The organism is Paenibacillus sp. NN59 (assembly GCF_057597225.1).
In genome coordinates, this window is sequence record NZ_CP199678.1 from 1,860,343 (window position 1) to 1,876,954 (window position 16,612).

General features: G+C 43.7%; 27 protein-coding genes. 25 read left to right on the plus strand and 2 right to left on the minus strand.

What is annotated here, in order from left to right:
• The first annotated feature begins 1 nt into the window (after position 1).
• Entirely contained in the window at positions 2-586 is a 585-nt protein-coding gene (locus ACT89M_RS08240; RefSeq protein ID WP_154887102.1) for a DUF4304 domain-containing protein, read from the plus strand.
• An 8-nt stretch (positions 587-594) separates the two neighbouring features.
• Here the strand turns inward: ACT89M_RS08240 and ACT89M_RS08245 are convergent, their stop codons facing one another.
• Positions 595-1,422, minus strand: coding sequence for a DUF2785 domain-containing protein (locus ACT89M_RS08245; RefSeq protein WP_308722165.1), 828 nt, complete (start codon positions 1,420-1,422; stop codon positions 595-597).
• Between the two features lie 84 nt (positions 1,423-1,506).
• Here ACT89M_RS08245 and ACT89M_RS08250 point away from each other — a divergent pair, with 84 nt between their 5' ends.
• Positions 1,507-1,800, plus strand: coding sequence for an RNA polymerase alpha subunit C-terminal domain-containing protein (locus ACT89M_RS08250; protein WP_154887097.1), 294 nt, complete (start codon positions 1,507-1,509; stop codon positions 1,798-1,800).
• Between the two features lie 60 nt (positions 1,801-1,860).
• On the opposite strand, the gene ACT89M_RS08255 is transcribed toward ACT89M_RS08250, so the two are convergent.
• Positions 1,861-2,805: a hypothetical protein gene (locus tag ACT89M_RS08255; RefSeq protein WP_154887095.1), complete on the minus strand. Its 945-nt coding sequence runs from the start codon at positions 2,803-2,805 to the stop codon at positions 1,861-1,863.
• A gap of 342 nt (positions 2,806-3,147) precedes the next feature.
• On the opposite strand from ACT89M_RS08255, the gene ACT89M_RS08260 reads away from it, so the two are divergent.
• The 23 genes from ACT89M_RS08260 (at position 3,148) to ACT89M_RS08370 (ending at position 16,572) form a co-directional block, all read left to right on the plus strand.
• The gene (locus ACT89M_RS08260; protein WP_186809572.1) at positions 3,148-3,630 is read left to right on the plus strand and encodes a DUF2569 domain-containing protein; all 483 of its coding nucleotides are present in this window, start codon (positions 3,148-3,150) and stop codon (positions 3,628-3,630) included.
• 32 nt (positions 3,631-3,662) lie between these two features.
• Positions 3,663-4,280 (plus strand): histidine phosphatase family protein, encoded by a 618-nt coding sequence (locus ACT89M_RS08265; RefSeq protein WP_154887091.1) that lies wholly within the window; start codon positions 3,663-3,665, stop codon positions 4,278-4,280.
• A gap of 214 nt (positions 4,281-4,494) precedes the next feature.
• Positions 4,495-5,445, plus strand: a complete 951-nt coding sequence (locus tag ACT89M_RS08270; RefSeq protein ID WP_308722164.1) for a radical SAM protein — start codon at positions 4,495-4,497, stop codon at positions 5,443-5,445.
• Between the two features lie 170 nt (positions 5,446-5,615).
• Positions 5,616-6,641, plus strand: a complete 1,026-nt coding sequence (locus ACT89M_RS08275) for a phosphodiester glycosidase family protein (RefSeq protein WP_154887087.1) — start codon at positions 5,616-5,618, stop codon at positions 6,639-6,641.
• Between the two features lies 1 nt (position 6,642).
• Positions 6,643-7,656 (plus strand): bifunctional glycosyltransferase family 2/GtrA family protein, encoded by a 1,014-nt coding sequence (locus ACT89M_RS08280; protein ID WP_154887085.1) that lies wholly within the window; start codon positions 6,643-6,645, stop codon positions 7,654-7,656.
• 207 nt (positions 7,657-7,863) lie between these two features.
• The gene (locus ACT89M_RS08285; RefSeq protein WP_154887082.1) at positions 7,864-8,577 is read left to right on the plus strand and encodes an AAA family ATPase; all 714 of its coding nucleotides are present in this window, start codon (positions 7,864-7,866) and stop codon (positions 8,575-8,577) included.
• A gap of 59 nt (positions 8,578-8,636) precedes the next feature.
• Positions 8,637-9,137 carry a cysteine hydrolase family protein gene (locus ACT89M_RS08290; RefSeq protein WP_308722163.1) on the plus strand — a complete coding sequence of 167 codons (501 nt, stop codon included), beginning with the start codon at positions 8,637-8,639 and terminating at the stop codon, positions 9,135-9,137.
• Positions 9,138-9,193: 56 nt separating this feature from the next.
• Positions 9,194-9,430: a hypothetical protein gene (locus ACT89M_RS08295; protein ID WP_253496007.1), complete on the plus strand. Its 237-nt coding sequence runs from the start codon at positions 9,194-9,196 to the stop codon at positions 9,428-9,430.
• Positions 9,431-9,497: 67 nt separating this feature from the next.
• Entirely contained in the window at positions 9,498-10,121 is a 624-nt protein-coding gene (locus ACT89M_RS08300) for a hypothetical protein (protein ID WP_308722162.1), read from the plus strand.
• A gap of 149 nt (positions 10,122-10,270) precedes the next feature.
• The gene (locus ACT89M_RS08305) at positions 10,271-10,753 is read left to right on the plus strand and encodes a GNAT family N-acetyltransferase (RefSeq protein WP_308722161.1); all 483 of its coding nucleotides are present in this window, start codon (positions 10,271-10,273) and stop codon (positions 10,751-10,753) included.
• A gap of 127 nt (positions 10,754-10,880) precedes the next feature.
• Positions 10,881-11,219 (plus strand): hypothetical protein, encoded by a 339-nt coding sequence (locus ACT89M_RS08310; RefSeq protein ID WP_154887068.1) that lies wholly within the window; start codon positions 10,881-10,883, stop codon positions 11,217-11,219.
• Between the two features lie 24 nt (positions 11,220-11,243).
• On the plus strand, positions 11,244-11,753 hold the full coding sequence (locus ACT89M_RS08315; protein ID WP_154887066.1) for a hypothetical protein: 510 nt from the start codon (positions 11,244-11,246) through the stop codon (positions 11,751-11,753).
• A gap of 157 nt (positions 11,754-11,910) precedes the next feature.
• Positions 11,911-12,348 carry a LytTR family DNA-binding domain-containing protein gene (locus ACT89M_RS08320; RefSeq protein ID WP_261769206.1) on the plus strand — a complete coding sequence of 146 codons (438 nt, stop codon included), beginning with the start codon at positions 11,911-11,913 and terminating at the stop codon, positions 12,346-12,348.
• Positions 12,345-12,755 carry a hypothetical protein gene (locus tag ACT89M_RS08325; protein WP_090922029.1) on the plus strand — a complete coding sequence of 137 codons (411 nt, stop codon included), beginning with the start codon at positions 12,345-12,347 and terminating at the stop codon, positions 12,753-12,755. The genes ACT89M_RS08320 and ACT89M_RS08325 overlap by 4 nt, the downstream gene beginning before the upstream one ends.
• A gap of 15 nt (positions 12,756-12,770) precedes the next feature.
• Positions 12,771-13,169 (plus strand): hypothetical protein, encoded by a 399-nt coding sequence (locus tag ACT89M_RS08330; protein WP_186809571.1) that lies wholly within the window; start codon positions 12,771-12,773, stop codon positions 13,167-13,169.
• 18 nt (positions 13,170-13,187) lie between these two features.
• Positions 13,188-13,541, plus strand: coding sequence for an immunity protein Imm33 domain-containing protein (locus tag ACT89M_RS08335; protein ID WP_261769181.1), 354 nt, complete (start codon positions 13,188-13,190; stop codon positions 13,539-13,541).
• A gap of 372 nt (positions 13,542-13,913) precedes the next feature.
• Positions 13,914-14,426, plus strand: coding sequence for a hypothetical protein (locus ACT89M_RS08340; RefSeq protein ID WP_154887062.1), 513 nt, complete (start codon positions 13,914-13,916; stop codon positions 14,424-14,426).
• A 32-nt stretch (positions 14,427-14,458) separates the two neighbouring features.
• The gene (locus ACT89M_RS08345) at positions 14,459-14,710 is read left to right on the plus strand and encodes a DUF7660 family protein (RefSeq protein ID WP_154887059.1); all 252 of its coding nucleotides are present in this window, start codon (positions 14,459-14,461) and stop codon (positions 14,708-14,710) included.
• Positions 14,711-14,761: 51 nt separating this feature from the next.
• Entirely contained in the window at positions 14,762-14,950 is a 189-nt protein-coding gene (locus tag ACT89M_RS08350) for a hypothetical protein (protein WP_154887057.1), read from the plus strand.
• Positions 14,951-14,958: 8 nt separating this feature from the next.
• The gene (locus tag ACT89M_RS08355; RefSeq protein WP_487345197.1) at positions 14,959-15,438 is read left to right on the plus strand and encodes an NUDIX hydrolase; all 480 of its coding nucleotides are present in this window, start codon (positions 14,959-14,961) and stop codon (positions 15,436-15,438) included.
• Positions 15,439-15,449: 11 nt separating this feature from the next.
• Positions 15,450-16,022 (plus strand): histidine phosphatase family protein, encoded by a 573-nt coding sequence (locus tag ACT89M_RS08360; protein ID WP_154887053.1) that lies wholly within the window; start codon positions 15,450-15,452, stop codon positions 16,020-16,022.
• A 21-nt stretch (positions 16,023-16,043) separates the two neighbouring features.
• On the plus strand, positions 16,044-16,169 hold the full coding sequence (locus tag ACT89M_RS08365; RefSeq protein WP_308722159.1) for a hypothetical protein: 126 nt from the start codon (positions 16,044-16,046) through the stop codon (positions 16,167-16,169).
• Between the two features lie 10 nt (positions 16,170-16,179).
• On the plus strand, positions 16,180-16,572 hold the full coding sequence (locus tag ACT89M_RS08370) for a hypothetical protein (protein WP_308722158.1): 393 nt from the start codon (positions 16,180-16,182) through the stop codon (positions 16,570-16,572).
• The last annotated feature ends 40 nt before the right edge of the window (positions 16,573-16,612 follow it).

Consider the following 16,612-nt stretch of genomic DNA (forward strand, 5'->3'; position numbering starts at 1 on the left):
GTTGCAGGAGCTGTTTAAAGAGATGATCAAAAATGAAGTAAAACCTTTGTTTGCCCGTCACGGTTATACCAAAAAAGCTCTGAATTTTCGAAGAGTCGAAGACGGTCTTATTTACGGATTCAACATTCAGAAGTCCCAAGCTAATTCAGCCAATCACGTTCGCTTCTATATTAACTGCATGATTCATTCCAAGGAGCTGCAGTCTATGATATCAGGCGGTAAAACGATGGGGGAGCAGGCTCATCTGACCTGCAGGATTGAAGAGATTGTCCCATCTGCCCCAGACCGCTACTCGTTGACACCTGACACCGACCCGATCACCTTTTCACAAGAACTACTGTCCGGCCTGGAAAAGGCCGTTGAATACATGGAGAACATAACCAGCGCCAGGGATATTGTGGAGTATTATATGAATATAACCGCACTACATTTAAGCGAAGAAACCTTTCATTATCTACTGCAAAATGGCGATACTACGACTGTTCAGAAATATCTACAACAGCTACACGCTAAATATGGAGCCCAAAAGCGATGGACGATTTTTGAGAAGAAGTATGCCGCTATTTTTGCATCGTATGGACTCTAACACATTCTTCAGGATGTGTAGTAGACCGGTTCTACTTTATATAACGTTTGCTCAATCGTTGGACATAAGGCAGCATCATACACTCCATGAAATTTGATTCTAAAATAAAGACTTTTGAGAAAGTTTTTAATGTTGTTTTTTTGCCTGAAGGCAGGCAAAAATTCGGATTCATTCTCCACCGTGCCAAAACGTTGAATCCATTGTTGAACGGACGCCTGACTAAGGATGTTTCTATCCAGAATACACATGACTGGTGTTATCATTCGTTCGTCTTCGCCATCGGAGTAGACCCGGTCACTGATCGTCATTTTCTCGTACACCAGATCCAGCATCGTTGATAAATCAGCCTCATCTAATTCAATATATTGAGCCAAATCTTCCAACACATCAGCAGCATGAGCTACAGCGTGAGCCCAACCCTTAGTTTCATCATATCCACGGTAATCCTTTTCTTCTCGTACATTGTGAAAGACTACATCCTTAATCTGATGAATGCGCTCACTTGACAGGAAGGGCGATGCTGCGTGTCTCATGAAAAGAAGAGGGATAACCAGCATGGAAAAGGAACGTGTGAATACGGAGTCGGAATGGGTTTCCCCCAGTCCATAAAGCAGATGGTCACGATCTAAAACGGTGGTTAAAATGTGTTCTAATTCGGATGTAGTCAGAGAAAGGCTAGGAATCCAGTGAGATAGGGTGGTATAGATCAACTCATCACGCAATTGTGCGTCCACCGTACCGATGTTATGTAACATTTCTTGGATCAGGACGAAGGCGTCTGACTGTGCTTGATATTGATTTTCTCGTATGTACATCAGTTTTTCTTTTAAATTCATTTAAACACACTCCTGCAATTTAAATTTCATTCTAGTAAACTTATTATCAAACGTATTATACAATCTCTAAGGAGGAAAGCCCAAATGACAACCAATAAAGGAACACGGCGAACATGCGAGAAGGGACATACATTTTTTAAAAAGAGTGATTGTTCGACTTGTCCCAAGTGTGAGGCGGAGCGGAAACCGAAAGAGGGATTTATGAGCCTGCTATCTGCTCCGGTAAGACGTGCACTGGAAGCAGAAGATATTACGACATTACCAAGACTTGCTGAATATACGGAAAAAGAAATTCTGAAACTGCACGGTATAGGGCCATCGTCCATGCCTATACTGCGTAAATCGCTGGAGGAAGAGGGATTGTCCTTTAAGGTATGACTTTAATCTTTGATTTCAAGCTTTTTTGATCGTTTTCCTCATTCCTCAGCTCATGTGAAGCTACTCTATAACAGATAACAGTTCTTCCATCGTGACCTGATACAGCAAGTTCCCCTCACTCAGTAGCAGGCGATCCTGACGAAAATCCTGTCGCGCCTGTTGGAAGGGGCGTTTTTTCTCGTTCAGCAATTGGAACTTCGTTCCTTTGGTGAGGCTGCCAGACTTCTGCATTTTCTTGAAAATAAATGTTCCATGCTTCCCGTACCCGGCATCAAACAGGAAGTGATATCCATCCGTACAGAAACCGGAGGAACCTGATATATTTGGATTCAGGAAGTTCATTCGAGCAGACTCCGGTTTGAATCCTCCCGAAATACAACCAAGTGAAAAGTCACTATAATAGTAGAACCAGACTTCTTCCTCGTTCACCACATTGAGTGCGTAACAGTCAGCAATGTCTGCACTGTTATTTTTATAGAGCACATTCCCGTATGCATCCCAAGCGAGCAATCCACTCGCCCCAACGGGCTGATCCCAGCCATAGTTACCAAAGATACCTTCATCGAAGTAACTCGTCCAGATCGTTCCATGCTTCGTCACCTGTACACTCTGAATCCCATCCCCGAGCAAAAATTCTCGAATCGTCGTGCCTTCCATATCACATACTTTGGCGTTCAGATCAAATTGATCGTTTCCATAATAGGTGCAGCGCGCACCAACGAGCAGAAGATGTTCTTGTAAAGGCTGTACATAATGATAGTGAAATTGTTGTCCCCCGATGACAACTTCCTGGACATATTGATCCGATACAATCAGCACTTTGTACGTGTATGGCTCCTTTAGTTTGGTTTGCACGAACATACCTTTTCTTCGTTCAGGGACTTGATTAATAAGTAGTATATATGCAAGCCCATCGTGTCCCCACTGTACGGAGACGATATCGAAACCTTCGGTATAAACGGAGATATCTGCAAAAGGCAGTAACGTTAATTTTGGATCAGGCATGGCTAAATCCTCCTTATTATAAGTAATCGTAAGCAGCATCGTAGGCTGCTGTTGTTACGTTGAATTATGACATGAGCGGACGGGACGGAACATGGTGTAAGTATAACGAACCTGATAATAGGAGGTAGAAAAAATGAGTATGCCTCATTTCTTCACTGTAGTACAATAAGGAAGCTGTGTAAATTTTTATGGGAGGGACTAAATAGCTTTCAAGTAAGAATAGGAAAGAAACGTATAGAGTATTTATACATATGGAATTGAATAGCGGCAGTTAAAACAGCATAAGAGAAGGACGTGTTAGAAGTGCAACAAGAACCTCGACAAGAACCATTTCAAGAATCAATGATAGAATACCGTCCATTGGGTGTGTCTGGACTCGGAGGCTGGCTGATCCTAATCCAGATTGGTTTGTGGTTCACATTAGTGATGCTCCTTGCACAGATTAGCCAGTCTGTTTTACCCATTTTAAACACAGAGACATGGGAGATTCTAACTTCGAAAGATTCAGGTTATTATCACCCACTTTGGGGTCCAATGATTATTTTTGAGGCGATTTACAACATATTGTTTCTATTATTCACGGTGTATGTCATCGTTGCTTTTTATCGTAAAAAAGCGATTCTTCCACGCCTGATGATTATTTTTTACAGTCTTAGCCTTACAGTAGGCATCGTGGATTCTCTGCTGCTCTCTCAGATTCCGATGGCGAGAGAACTGACAGACGGAAGCTCGATTCGGGATATTGCAAGATCCGCCATTGCCTGTGCGATCTGGATTCCGTATTTTATCAAGTCTGAACGTGTGCAAAATACTTTTGTTCGTTAAATGATGAGACAGTGAGAGGTGACAAGAACGCCATGAAGATTTTCCTGGTTCGACACGGTGCAGACGAAGAAGGTTATCGCGGCGGTTGGAGCCAAAGGGGACTCACCGAAGCAGGTGTTATTCAAACCAGAGCTTTAGGATCGTATCTGTATGAACATAAAGAGCAATATGATATTCATACGGTGATAAGCAGCGATCTACCCCGTGCGGTGCAAACAAGCCAAGCCATTGAAGAGTCATTGGGCATTCGAGGTGTACACACACCTGATTGGCGTGAGATGAACAATGGTGACATGGCGGGTATGCTCCATGCGGAAGCGGAGGAAAAGTACCCCGGGATTTATTTTAATACGCTCAAGATGGACACTGCTTTTCCGGGCGGAGAAAGTCCGACCCATTTTTATACAAGAATACAAAATGCATTCGAGAATCTTTGTGTTCAACTCGAAGAGAAGCGAATCCAATCAAATGTTTTACTGGTGACCCACGGTGGGGTGATTAATGTCCTTTATTATGTGCTCGCTAACAGGGAGTGGAGCAATACGTCCAGTTTTTATCCCATCGACAACACGAGTATTCACACGGTTCAGAACATGAAAAATGGCTGGAGCATATTGGACACGAACAGGATTCCTCATTTAAGATCGTAAAGTAACAGAACTCCAAGGCACCATGTATCAGCGTATACGGTAATCGTTATTGCTGTCGCCGGTTTTATTCGTTTGAAATTATAGAGGTGCAGGAGTTAATTATTTTTATATGGAACGTACATAATGTCATAGCGCCCTTGGAATGTCTTTCGCTATAATCTTCAGGTTATCAGGACGTGGAGGTAACTGGCTGAAAGATAATCAGGGGAGGCGTATGACGATCAGAAACAAATATAAAGCACTTGAACTGGAGACCCCGGGCGTCTATGAGCTGGAAGGGCTAGAGGTTGGAGTGACTTCGAATTGCAATTACAAATGCGACTACTGCTGTGCCTACAATCGAGATGATGGGGAGTGCATCAGCAGTACAGAGGTTATCCGAATTATTCGTGAGCTTCCACATCTCAAGCGGGTACGCCTGTCAGGTGGCGAGGTGACGCTGAAATATCAGGATTGTCTGGAGATTGTAACGTACTGTGCAGCACATGGCATAGATACACAGCTGAACACCAATGCCAGTCTGTTGACAGAGAAAAGAATCATAGCATTACGGGATGCCGGCTTGTCCAACATCCATATTTCTTTCAACTACACCGATGCGGAATCGTATGCTGCCTACTACCGTGTGCATCCAAGCATGTATGAGAGATTAGAACGTAATATCCGTCTTTGTACGGAGCTGGGTTTGGAAACCGTACTGGAAACGTTGTTGTTCAAAGGCAATCAGGATCATATGCTGGCGATTAGCGATAAAGTATATGACTTGGGTGTGCGTATTCATGAGATTCAGAACAGCATCAAGATGCCACACACCGACTGGAGTCAGATTGTCTCCAAAGAGTCACTGGTTCAATCGGTCACGGCGTTAATCGAACATAAAAAGCCGGATACAACGCTCTATTTTACATGTATGGATCGGTTTGCCGAACAATTGAATCTGCGTGAACAGCCAGGTGTATATTTCTCGAACTGTGTGGATGGTACGAAACAATTACACTTGCATGGTAACGGTGACATTCTGATCTGTGAGCTGTGTCATCCGGTGGTGATTGGTAACATTTATAGTGGCACGTCGCTAAAAGATATCTATAAGCAGCAGCCCGCTGCACTAACGGACTTTCTGGAAAAGCGCCCTTGCCCGGCTTATGATGCTTTATTCACATAAATCCATTCTACTTTGAGGTCTTCTGATTTCCTTTAACGGAAACGGAGGATCTTTTTTGTATTTTAAAGATAAACTCATAGCCATCTTACCTCTTTCATTTCAGATTCATTTAAGTTACCGGTCCTAATATGGCATTAGAACGTAAATGAATCTGGAGAGGTGAATGATACATGATCAAACTCTTTGAAAAAAACAATCGGAAAGACCAACATAGCATTCCTGTTTCCCGAAAAAAACGCAGGTGGCTTACCTTTACCCTTGTGGCTGTCATTGTTATAGGTAGCATTCTGTACAGCCTGGCTGACCGATATTTGATTCGGCATGTACAGGTGGTTGTGGCTGATGATAACACGGTAGCTACTCCTGCAACGGCGAATGCTGGATCTGAGGGAACAGCGAGTACAACCTCTACTACAACGAGTGCAACGGGTGCACATGCAACGTCAGATGACTGGAGTTACAGCAGTGATGATCTAAAGATACAGATTCAGAAGGTGCAGACAGGCTCCGGCTCGGATCAGATTACCTATTATGTAGCTGATGTACAGGCGAAGGACGCGAGCAGTTTGCGAAGTGCGCTGGCGGACAATAGCTTTGGCACCAATATCACGGAGGACACATCGGAGATTGCCGAAGCAAACAACGCGATTTTTGCGATAAACGGTGACTACTACGGATTCCGTGATGATGGTGTCATTATCCGTAATGGCGTGTTATATCGGGACAGCCCGACAAGGGACGCGTTAGCTCTGTTTAATGACGGGACAATCCGAACGTACAATGAAAATGATATTTCTTCTACTGAACTCCTGGCAGAAGGAGTAACGAATACATTATCCTTTGGGCCGATTCTGGTGCAGAACGGTGAAATTACAAGTGATTTCAGTCGTGTGAAAATTGACAATAACTTTGGCAATCGCTCCATTCAGGATGCGAATCCACGAACAGCTATCGGTATGATAGCTCCAAACCACTATGTGTTTGTTGTAGTCGATGGAAGACAGGATGACAGCCGGGGCATGACGCTGGCTGAACTTGCCCAGACGATGAAAGACCTGGGCGCAACCGAGGCTTACAACCTTGACGGCGGAGGTTCTTCCACCATGTATTTTATGGGCAGGGTAGTCAACAATCCTCTGGGACGTAACCAGGAACGTGGCGTAAGTGACATTCTGTATCTAACGGAGGCACAATAATATGACAATCCTTATTCCATCCTATGAACCTGACGTTCGTTTATTGAATCTGGTTATGCAGTTACAGACATTTAAGCTTGGGCCTATTGTGATCGTAGATGATGGCAGCGGGGCTGAATACCGTGGAATTTTCGAGACAGCTGAGGCGTACGGTTGTACAGTGCTGACACATGAGGTCAATCGGGGCAAAGGCCGGGCGCTGAAGACTGGTTTCCAATATATTAGAGAGCATGGCCCCAAAGGCGGAGTTGTATGTGCAGATAGTGACGGGCAGCATCTGCCGCATGATATTCGGAGTATCTTTGAGACACTGCTTGCGCAGACAAGCCCTGGCATTGTATTAGGAAGTCGTCGCTTTACAGGTAAGGTGCCTGTCCGTAGCCGTTTCGGTAACCGTGTTACCCGTACTGTGTTTGCGCTGACAACAGGCAGTAAGGTGTATGATACACAGACGGGACTTCGTGGTTTTCCATATGCGATGCTGGACTGGCTGTGCCAAATTCCCGGAGAACGGTTTGAGTATGAGATGAACATGCTGCTAAACGCACATAAGGAAGGATATGAGATTACAGAAGAATTCATTGATACGGTCTATCTGGACCACAATGAATCCTCCCATTTCCGTCCTTTGGCAGACTCGTTTCGTATCTACATGCCCATTCTGATGTTCAGTACATCTTCTGTCTTATCTGCTCTGATTGATTTTGGATTATTATTCATCATACAGTATTTCACACATAATCTGTTTCTGTCGGTGGTTGCCGCAAGGCTTTGCAGTTCCATGTTCAATTACACTGTGAACCGCAAATATGTTTTCTCCGCAGGTCGGAGTTCCAAGATTCAGCAGTCGTTACCGAAATACTTCTCGCTTGTGTTGTTGGTGCTGTTACTAAACTACGGATTGTTATATTTGTATAATGAACAACTGATCATTCCGCTATTGGCAGCTAAAATTCTGACGGAAATTTCAATCTTTGCGTTCAGCTACTGGGCACAGCGAAGATTTGTATTTTAATTAGCCTAAGGACGCGCGTATCCGTTTTAGTTCTCGATTGTGGCAGCTTGCTCAATGACAAGCGTGTTCAGCAACATGGAAAAGTAATATAAAGAGTGAGCCAACGGGCTCGCTCTTTTTCAATTGAAGCGGTTTCCAAAATATTGGATTATAGGGTACGATGGACATAGGGCTTTACGTGAATGAACCTATGGCAGGAGGTAGATCATGTATCTTCGAAGCGTTGAATTAATGTCAGACAAGATTGAGCAACCTGGGGAATATCCCTTCAGTATCCCGTCGATTCATTCCATGGGGCGACTGGAGTTTAGCAATAACGTTACGTTTTTTGTTGGTGAAAATGGATCTGGAAAATCAACATTGCTGGAAGGCATCGCTCATCAATGTGAATTTAATACCGCCGGAGGCGGGCGGAATAATGTGTTTGAAACACATGCATCTGAGTCCTCACTAGGAGACTATCTAAGACTGGCCTGGTTGCCTAAAATGGCAAACGGTTTCTTCTTGCGATCCGAATCGTTCTATCAATTTGCATCCCATGTCGATGAGATGCCGGAATCGCTTCGATATTATGGCGGACGTTCATTGCATAAGCAATCCCATGGAGAGTCTTTTCTTAACTTGTTCATCAACCGTTTCAGTTCCAAGGGGATTTATCTGCTTGACGAGCCAGAGGCCGCTTTGTCTCCAGCCCGGCAGCTCTCGTTGCTGCGAATTATTCATGACTTGTCGAGTACTTCGCAATTTATCATTGCGACACATTCGCCCATTCTGCTCGGGTATCCGGGGGCCGATATTCTAAGTTTTGACGACGGACATATTCACGAAATTAGGTATGAGGATACAGATCATTATCAGATTACTCGCAGCTTTCTGGAGAATCAGGATCGAATGCTGCATGAATTGTTTAGGGATGATTAACTGGATAACGACAAGCAGAAATACGAATTAAACCATTGGATATTAGAAGGAGAGATCGGATGAAAACAGGATTGTTAATTGTGGATATGCAAGAGAGCATTGTGCGTCAAAAGATGGATCAGAAGGCCATAGACCATGCCTGCGAATATATCAATCATGTCGCGAACGTACTTCGCTCCAATGACCATGTGGTCGTGCATATTCAAGATGTGGAAGGCATGGAGGGAGCAGAACCCGAGCAATATCAGGTCATTTCAGAGATTGATGTGGATGGGGAAGATATTACGATCACCAAAGAGAGTTCCAATGCATTCTGGCAAACCAATCTGGAGCAGACGCTCAAAGATTTAGGCGTTGAACTGCTCATCGTATCCGGTTTTGCCGCAGAAGAGTGTGTCCTGTTCACATACAATGGTGCCATGGAGCGCGGATTCAGACCCGTGATGCTCCAGAACGGTGTTCTTAGCACATATTCAGATGCCGTAGCTTCAGCCTACAGGGATCGCAACGTAATCTCGTACCCGGTGGTTGATTACTTGATTGGATCGCGGATGTCATAAACGGAGGTTACTGTTCATCAAAATGCTGATTTTATTCTCGAAGGGGGAAAAGCAGGATGGATGGATACTACATTGCTTTATTAATCGTACTTTCTTGCACGGGGCTGATCTGGACGGTCAAAGGCATTAAGAAAAAGCTGCGTCTGATGGTGTTTTTCGGTGTCATTCTGATGCTGGCACCTATACTAATCCTTATGGGCTGGATGACATGGTTACCGCTTGTAAGCTCCGTTGCACTTGTTGCTTCTTTGTTTGTGCGGAAAGACAAAGACGTCAAGAGGACAGAACTTTGAAAGAGGGGGAAGCTACGCTACTTCGTCATTGAAATCATAACATCTCTGGATAAAAGGAGGGCTTTGCTTGCCTTGGCCAATGGTTCATTTTGCAGTTGCATCTGAAATCGTACTGCATTCATCTCCATCATTCTTACTGGGAAGCCTAGCACCGGATTCCATTCATGTGAGAACGAACATACGCAGTGAAAAGGCAAAAACGCACCTCATGGCTGTAGAGCATGAATTTCCTACAGATACTGATTTTCAGCATGTTATTGAATCAAACAGACAACGGATGCAGCAAGACCACCAATTTGCGCAATACCTATGCGGTTACATCGCCCATATATACACTGATCGTGAGTGGACATATCAGATTTATCCACCTTACGAAGCTGACCCGAATGGACGAAGTGTGTACACCCATGATGTGAAAAAGCTGGAGTTTAGAATCCTGCGTGAATACGTCGGTGCTTACGGATGGTTAGATCAGTTGATGACAGCGAAAGCATATGAGTTTGGCGGTCTGTCAGCACATGAGGTGTACGAGTACAGGGGAGAAAAGTTGGATTTCCTTATGAACAAGGAGAACGAGCCTGCGGATGATTTCCATGTGTTGACGATGGACAGTATATCAACTTTTATATTGAAGACCGCCTTGAATTTGAAAACAAGATTCAAAGAATGGCATGTCTACGAACATCTATAAGTTGAACTATTCATTTACACTTTAACGGAGAGCACAGAAAAAAACTGAAAAAGCGTAGCGGTCGCCTTTATCACCGGATTTTCCCCTATGAAAAAGGGGATTCAGAGAATCTATATAGATTCTTAGCGAGACTGGGAGTGGGAAACAGGATGGGACAAGGTATTTGTTTGGTACCATATGAAGAACAATATCATCAAGATTTAACCCGGTTTACGCTGAAAAATGAACAAATTCACTTTACGGCATTGCCTGCCCAGGTGATTGAAGAGGCTATGATCAATCCGGACAAAGATCCGATCGTTATTTTACATCAGGCTGTGCCTGTAGGGTTCTTTGTTTTACATAAAGGGTCAAAATACGTGGAGCCTGTGGAGCCTGATCGCAAAATACTCATTCGTGCGCTGTCGATCTCGGAGCAATATCAAGGGAGAGGTTATGCACTGGATGCCATGAAGCAACTGCCTGATTGGGTACGTGAGTTTCATCCTGAGATTGACGAAATCATTCTCGCTGTGAATGAGGCAAACAAGGCTGCATATCAGTTGTATGTAAAATCTGGTTTTCTCGACCTTGGATTGACCCGAATGGGCAACAGCGGTATTCAGCATATTTTGCACTACAGCATGAGGTAGGGAGGCAACATAGATGGACATCGGGATGAAGCTCGAATCACATGGCTGGCTGGATATAGAGATTGAATCTCAGCAACAGGAAATCATCGAAATTCCAGTTTCCTAGTTGTCGGATGCCTTGGGGGATATGGCTAGTCAACTCATTGCCCTACATAGAGGTGCGGAAGAAGTTGTCATGGTGATGCAGACGGAGCCAGGGGAATACCGTTTTAAAATCAAGAAAATCGCTCAGGCACGGGTTCGGTTTATGGTGTACGAGATGCGTGACACTTTTAGCTCACAGGTGGTCACAGAAGGGACTTTGTTGATGTCAGAGGAATTAACTTTAGTTAAGCTAACGAAATTATTTTACCGGGAATTTAGTAAGTTAAAGAACTTAGGTCTAGAGGAATATAAGACTCGATGGAGTTATGGGTTCCCTATGGATGCTTATGAGCGAATTGGCCGAGTTGTTCAAATCAAGTAAAGAGTGAATAGAGAGGAGCTTGTAATGAAGGCTGAGATCAGAAAAGAGGATTTAGATTCGCAAAAACTAAGCTGGCTGTGTATTGAACCGATGCTGCTCTCCGTCCGCGGACAGAGTATGGAAGCCAAAAAAGAGGTATACATGCGGCTAAACGAAGGGCAACAAGCATTATACCTGTTTTACTCATATCACAATCACACCATAAGTCTGGCAGAGTTTTATTGGTTCTCGGCATATAACATCATTGATTTGCGTAGCTGGAGCGGGATCAGGAAAGGCATGCAATTTTTTGATTTGAATGAGATGATTGATGTACTGGATGATATTGAAGCACTTATAACAGATGCCAAAAAATCCGGAGAAACATGGCACGAAGTATCGCCAACCGATTTGGAACATGACCCTCAGTTGCTTCAGCAGACGGAGCATTTATACGCAGCATATCGGCAGGCTTCACAGCAAGCGATCACAACGATGAATGAGTGGGTACGGCAGCATCAGGACCTAATTTTAGAGGTTAAGGCAGAGGCATAGAAAAACGAGCAAAAGATCGTAAAACTACTCTGAAGAGTAGTTTTTTTGTTTTTAATGCAACACAACTACGGGTTCATGCAACAAAACGCAAATTAGTGGGAAGTGTCTTTTCAGATATGTAATATGAGTGGTGAGAGGAGGACGACGTGTGAAAGTTATGTTTGAGGAAAATCAGGAGATGCAGCCTAACGAGGCCAAAATAGTAACTCATCCTGCAGAGAAGTCAAAGTGGGATCGTATTCGGGAAGCGATTGGTCAATCCGAGACGGAACTGGTCGTGATTCAGGCGAAAAACAATCGTCAGGTGAGGATTAAACTTAGCAGCGTCATTGCCATTGAATCGGAAGATCGCATGTGCGGGGTGCGTGTCGTCACAGGAGAGAGATATTTGCTTAACCTACGTCTGAAATATGTGGAAAAAGATTTTCAAGATACTTCATTCGTACGAATCAACAATCAGACGATGATTAACACCACACATATCAGCAACTTTTCAGCTGCCGAACATGCCAGAATTCAGGTTAATCTGACCGATGGCTCAAGCTACTCCGTCAGTCGGTTTTATATTCAAAACTTTAGGAGGAAACTATCATGATCAATCAGCTTAAACAATCATTTTTTCAGGTATTTACGGTCACTACTCTTTGGGTCATCCTACTGCTGACGCTGTTCTACCGCGATCAGCCCATTCAAATGGTGTATTTGTGGAACATTGCAGGCATTTCCCTTATTGCGGCTTTATTGTTTGGAGTGATGTACAGCGCACTGTGGAATCATCTTACGTTGAAGCCGATATGGAACATCGTTATTTCTTCTACATGTAACATTGCCGGAGGCATGGGCATCATTTGGTTGTTTTCCAGAGAGATGTTTGAGCTAATTGCGCCTTGGTTCCCGGGAATGTGGCTTCTATCAATCGTGTTGCATGTTATTGCGTTTTATTTTTATGCTAGAATGGATAGCAGGAAAAAAGCGGAAGAATTAAACGACATTCTGAGGTAAGTCAGATGAACAGATATGAATGAAGATGAATTGTTGCAATTGTACGGAATGGAGCCTGACAAGGAACAGCGGGAGTCCATTCGTAGGCTGCTGCAACAAGAGATGGAGAATCAGAAAATAGAGGATCATGAGGTATTGAAACTGCTGTGCATCATGTTGTTTGCTATCGGGAACGTAGAGGACACAGAACTGATCTGGCAAGCCAAACGAAAAAATCAGGACGCAGGCACTTACATTGATGTGCAGCTGCTTTGCGGAGCAGGTGTTGAAGAAACAATCGTGTATCTGGAAAAAAAGGGCGGCGAACAAGCGCATGATCAGGTGCTTTATCTCAAGAAGTGCGAGCTGTACGACTTTGTGGATTTTTCCAAAGACGAATGGTTATCAGGATACAGAGGCTATTACGGCATCTGATGCCAAGGATGGAGGGATATGGTGAAGCAGGAGAGTGCTATACACGTACAGAAGCAACTGTGTGAGAAATACCATGCAGACTATGTTCCGAGTGAACCCCACCTGAAGGTAGGGATTGCCTGGAACGTAAAGGAGAAACGCGAGCCTATCCATGGGATGCGAATTCAGCCAGAAGGCGATACGACGGGCTGGTACATTTGGGCCGAGGAATATTCGGCAGCTGATGATTTCTTTGTACCGCTGCATGTTGCTCATATCGATGAATGGGATGCGAAGATTAGTCGATATCTCGGACTTGCTCCCGGATGGAGGTTCTTGATTGCCGAGGATTATGAGGACGTATGGTTTGATGAAGGGTTGCTCAATAGATAAGAAAGAGGTAAAGAGGTATTTGATTTGCGTTTAATATGATATGAAGATTTACGAAATGAGGCCAGCAAAGATGGTAATGCAGCATAGGAACACCGATATCTTTTGAAAGATGAGGATGGGAAGGAGCTCCAAGTTAAGGGTACAGGAATATTAAATAGGTTTGTAAATAAATAATTGAGCTAGCGCGCTTGCATATAGCATGGATATCCATGCAGCCAGCGTGTTTTTTTATGTCAGGAGGGAATGTAGTATGAAAGTGGATGTGTTTCCACAGCATTCGCAAATCCCACATTATGGGTTATGATGTATCTGGGAGAAAAATTTACAGCGACAGGAAGTCATGGGTTGAAAACGAACTGGGAGTGAAGTGGAATGATCCGAAAGTATGCCTTGATCCTCAGTGTTATGTCGTTGCTTGTAACGGCTTGTCAGAGTAAAACAGAGCCTGAGGATACACAACAACCGGAGGTCTCGGTAAGTACGAATGACGAATTAACCGTGGATGAAGATGAATCAGCAGTCTCTACGCCACAAGATGAAGTTACCCCGCCCGAATATGTGGATGAGAGCAAGTATTCTGGTGATGAGCTGGAAATTGTCAAACTAATGAATACGCATATGCGTTACTTATATGAACAGGATGAAAAGGGATATATGAGCCTCTTTGCGCCGGAATCTCCGATCTCCGGCATGCCGAATTATACTTTTCGTAAAATCACTTCCATGGGTGACATTACGATTACGGAACAAAAAAAGCTCTATCAAGGTGTTGTAATGATTACGGAAGTGGACGAAGACGACATCGAGTCCAGCTCCACCATGGTGTTTTGGAAATGGAAAGCAGATGGTGATGCTGCGAAATGGATCATTGCGGACATCGATTAACAAGTACAACATGAAAGAAGGTTCAGAACGCGGTGCAGAAGACATTATTTGAACTTGTGAATGAGGTGCAGGACGAAGCCACTTTTATTGCTTTCCTAAGTGCTTTAAGTAAGGATCGACAGACCTGTGCCGATGAATGGCAAAATGATTCGATCGAATCATTTTTGGAAGCTGCGGCAGATTGGGGGCAGGAATCCGTTAACGGATTAACGCATTATGAGAAGCCTGATAACCCTTGGAAGCGATGTGCTCAGATGATGTATATGGGCAAAATTTATGAGTAATTGGTGAACTATAGGGCAACTAAGAATGATACATAACGGAGGTTATATAAGATGATGGAATTTGTAGAGATAGGTTTGATTGTTGTAACGGTAATGTTGTTCGTCCTAGGTGCGATTAGTAAACGTAAATTATTCATCAGGTGGGGGGGCGCAAGCCTCCTTCTACTAGTCGTGTTGTTTATTCCGTCGTTTGTGAACGGATTTCAGAATGGATTTGTTGAAGGATGGACGGCTCGATGACTGATTCGGTGAACAGAAATATATCGTATTTGCAAGACAACAGCCGATTTAACTTTCGTGTTGCCGGTATTGTGATGGATGCGGACAGAGTTCTTTTACACCAGGCGAAGCAGGATGATTTCTGGAACTTGCCTGGCGGGCGAGTGGAGATGAATGAATCAACAGGGGATGCGATTCGGCGAGAGATGATGGAGGAGCTGGGTGTGTCTATCCGGGTAGAGAGGTTGGCATTTGTTTGCGAAGATTTTTATGAATACGATGGTAAGGAGATGCATGAAATGGGATTCTATTATGTGATCTCTTTGCCCGGAGGGCATTCCTTCTATAATGAACGCAAATTCAAGGGTGTGGAGCAAGATGGCAAATTAACGTTTCGCTGGTCTCCCATCCAAGAGACAGAGCAGATGGAGATTTATCCTGTTTTTTTGCGAAAAGAACTTGTTAATCTTCGTGATTCAAGTAGCATAAGACACTTCATTCAGAAATAGAGGGGTACCGAGTGGATATTACATTTATTCGTCATGGTCACGCGGAGCATTTGTTGAAATATCCGAAGGAGCTTAACCGATTACACCCGGGGTTGACTGAACAGGGAAAAAAACAAATCGTTTCCTTACGTAAAAACATCAACATAATGCCTCACGATACTATTGTGGTAAGTCCTACTAAACGTACTCTTGAAACGGTAGAACTATTAATGACGAATGAGCATAATGGGGCTGTAATTAGTCCTCTAGTCGGCCCTAGAATGTATCCTCAAGATCCGAAGTTTGCTCCATTAGGCTGTGATCAAATCTATTCAATGGCAGAACTCAGCTTGCTATACCCAGATAAGCAATACATAGATGTTGGATTAGAAGCCTGGGAAGAAAGTATAAATCAGATGAATACACAACAGTTCACACGACTAGCAGAGCAACTCTTGGCTTGGTGCAGAAAACAGACGGGGCATACGTTCATCGTGTCACACGACGGTACGATCACGAATTACAGAATGATGTTAGGTGAGCATGATCTAACCAGAGATGATTTTCTTGGAGAGGCAGGGTACTACACTGTCCGTGATGTTTAGCTTGAAAAGGAGAAATGGTTGATGACGCTGTTTCAGTCGATGGAGACACAAAGACTGTATATGGGAGAACTAACTTTGGCAGACCGAGAGAGTGTATTCAAACATTTTGCTGATGAAAATGTCACGCGGTACATTCTGAATCAATAGGGGGGTTCACATGAAGTCCATTTCCCTTTCATTATCGATACTATTAGCCAGTTTTATTCTGGGGGTCTCATTTATTATTGGCTCTGTACTGCTCATGAATCAGGACAAAGATTCGAGTAATGGAACACTGAATCAGACAGCGGCACAGCAGACGCTCTTGCTTGATAAGGTTTTGTTGACACTGAAAGAGACGGCTACATATCTGGGCATGAATGAAGATCAGGTGATGAGCATCATTAAAACAGAACAGAGCAGTTTGAATGCTTTTCACCACTTTGAGGGGAAAATGTTTCCATTTATAAAAGTTCAAGATCAGTTTTATGTAAGCCGGGTTGAACTGGATTTGTGGATACAAGATGCTTCAAGCAACCATCGTAGATACATTAATGGGCAATTGCAATAGTTATGGCATGTAAGGTTATTCGAATCTTCTAATCATGTAC

Bases quoted from the DNA above. Each gene is read 5' to 3' on its own strand.
- ACT89M_RS08250 (WP_154887097.1), top strand. From the start codon at position 1,507: ATGACAACCAATAAAGGAACACGGCGAACATGCGAGAAGGGACATACA.
- ACT89M_RS08260 (WP_186809572.1), top strand. From the start codon at position 3,148: ATGATAGAATACCGTCCATTGGGTGTGTCTGGACTCGGAGGCTGGCTG.
- ACT89M_RS08305 (WP_308722161.1), top strand. From the start codon at position 10,271: ATGGGACAAGGTATTTGTTTGGTACCATATGAAGAACAATATCATCAA.
- ACT89M_RS08285 (WP_154887082.1), top strand. From the start codon at position 7,864: ATGTATCTTCGAAGCGTTGAATTAATGTCAGACAAGATTGAGCAACCT.
- ACT89M_RS08330 (WP_186809571.1), top strand. From the start codon at position 12,771: ATGAATGAAGATGAATTGTTGCAATTGTACGGAATGGAGCCTGACAAG.
- ACT89M_RS08370 (WP_308722158.1), top strand. From the start codon at position 16,180: ATGAAGTCCATTTCCCTTTCATTATCGATACTATTAGCCAGTTTTATT.
- ACT89M_RS08340 (WP_154887062.1), top strand. From the start codon at position 13,914: ATGATCCGAAAGTATGCCTTGATCCTCAGTGTTATGTCGTTGCTTGTA.
- ACT89M_RS08350 (WP_154887057.1), top strand. From the start codon at position 14,762: ATGATGGAATTTGTAGAGATAGGTTTGATTGTTGTAACGGTAATGTTG.
- ACT89M_RS08365 (WP_308722159.1), top strand. From the start codon at position 16,044: ATGACGCTGTTTCAGTCGATGGAGACACAAAGACTGTATATGGGAGAA.
- ACT89M_RS08290 (WP_308722163.1), top strand. From the start codon at position 8,637: ATGAAAACAGGATTGTTAATTGTGGATATGCAAGAGAGCATTGTGCGT.
- ACT89M_RS08335 (WP_261769181.1), top strand. From the start codon at position 13,188: ATGGTGAAGCAGGAGAGTGCTATACACGTACAGAAGCAACTGTGTGAG.
- ACT89M_RS08270 (WP_308722164.1), top strand. From the start codon at position 4,495: ATGACGATCAGAAACAAATATAAAGCACTTGAACTGGAGACCCCGGGC.
- ACT89M_RS08295 (WP_253496007.1), top strand. From the start codon at position 9,194: ATGGATGGATACTACATTGCTTTATTAATCGTACTTTCTTGCACGGGG.
- ACT89M_RS08265 (WP_154887091.1), top strand. From the start codon at position 3,663: ATGAAGATTTTCCTGGTTCGACACGGTGCAGACGAAGAAGGTTATCGC.
- ACT89M_RS08320 (WP_261769206.1), top strand. From the start codon at position 11,911: ATGTTTGAGGAAAATCAGGAGATGCAGCCTAACGAGGCCAAAATAGTA.
- ACT89M_RS08325 (WP_090922029.1), top strand. From the start codon at position 12,345: ATGATCAATCAGCTTAAACAATCATTTTTTCAGGTATTTACGGTCACT.
- ACT89M_RS08275 (WP_154887087.1), top strand. From the start codon at position 5,616: ATGATCAAACTCTTTGAAAAAAACAATCGGAAAGACCAACATAGCATT.
- ACT89M_RS08255 (WP_154887095.1), bottom strand. From the start codon at position 2,805: ATGCCTGATCCAAAATTAACGTTACTGCCTTTTGCAGATATCTCCGTT.
- ACT89M_RS08315 (WP_154887066.1), top strand. From the start codon at position 11,244: ATGAAGGCTGAGATCAGAAAAGAGGATTTAGATTCGCAAAAACTAAGC.
- ACT89M_RS08310 (WP_154887068.1), top strand. From the start codon at position 10,881: ATGGCTAGTCAACTCATTGCCCTACATAGAGGTGCGGAAGAAGTTGTC.
- ACT89M_RS08280 (WP_154887085.1), top strand. From the start codon at position 6,643: ATGACAATCCTTATTCCATCCTATGAACCTGACGTTCGTTTATTGAAT.
- ACT89M_RS08245 (WP_308722165.1), bottom strand. From the start codon at position 1,422: ATGAATTTAAAAGAAAAACTGATGTACATACGAGAAAATCAATATCAA.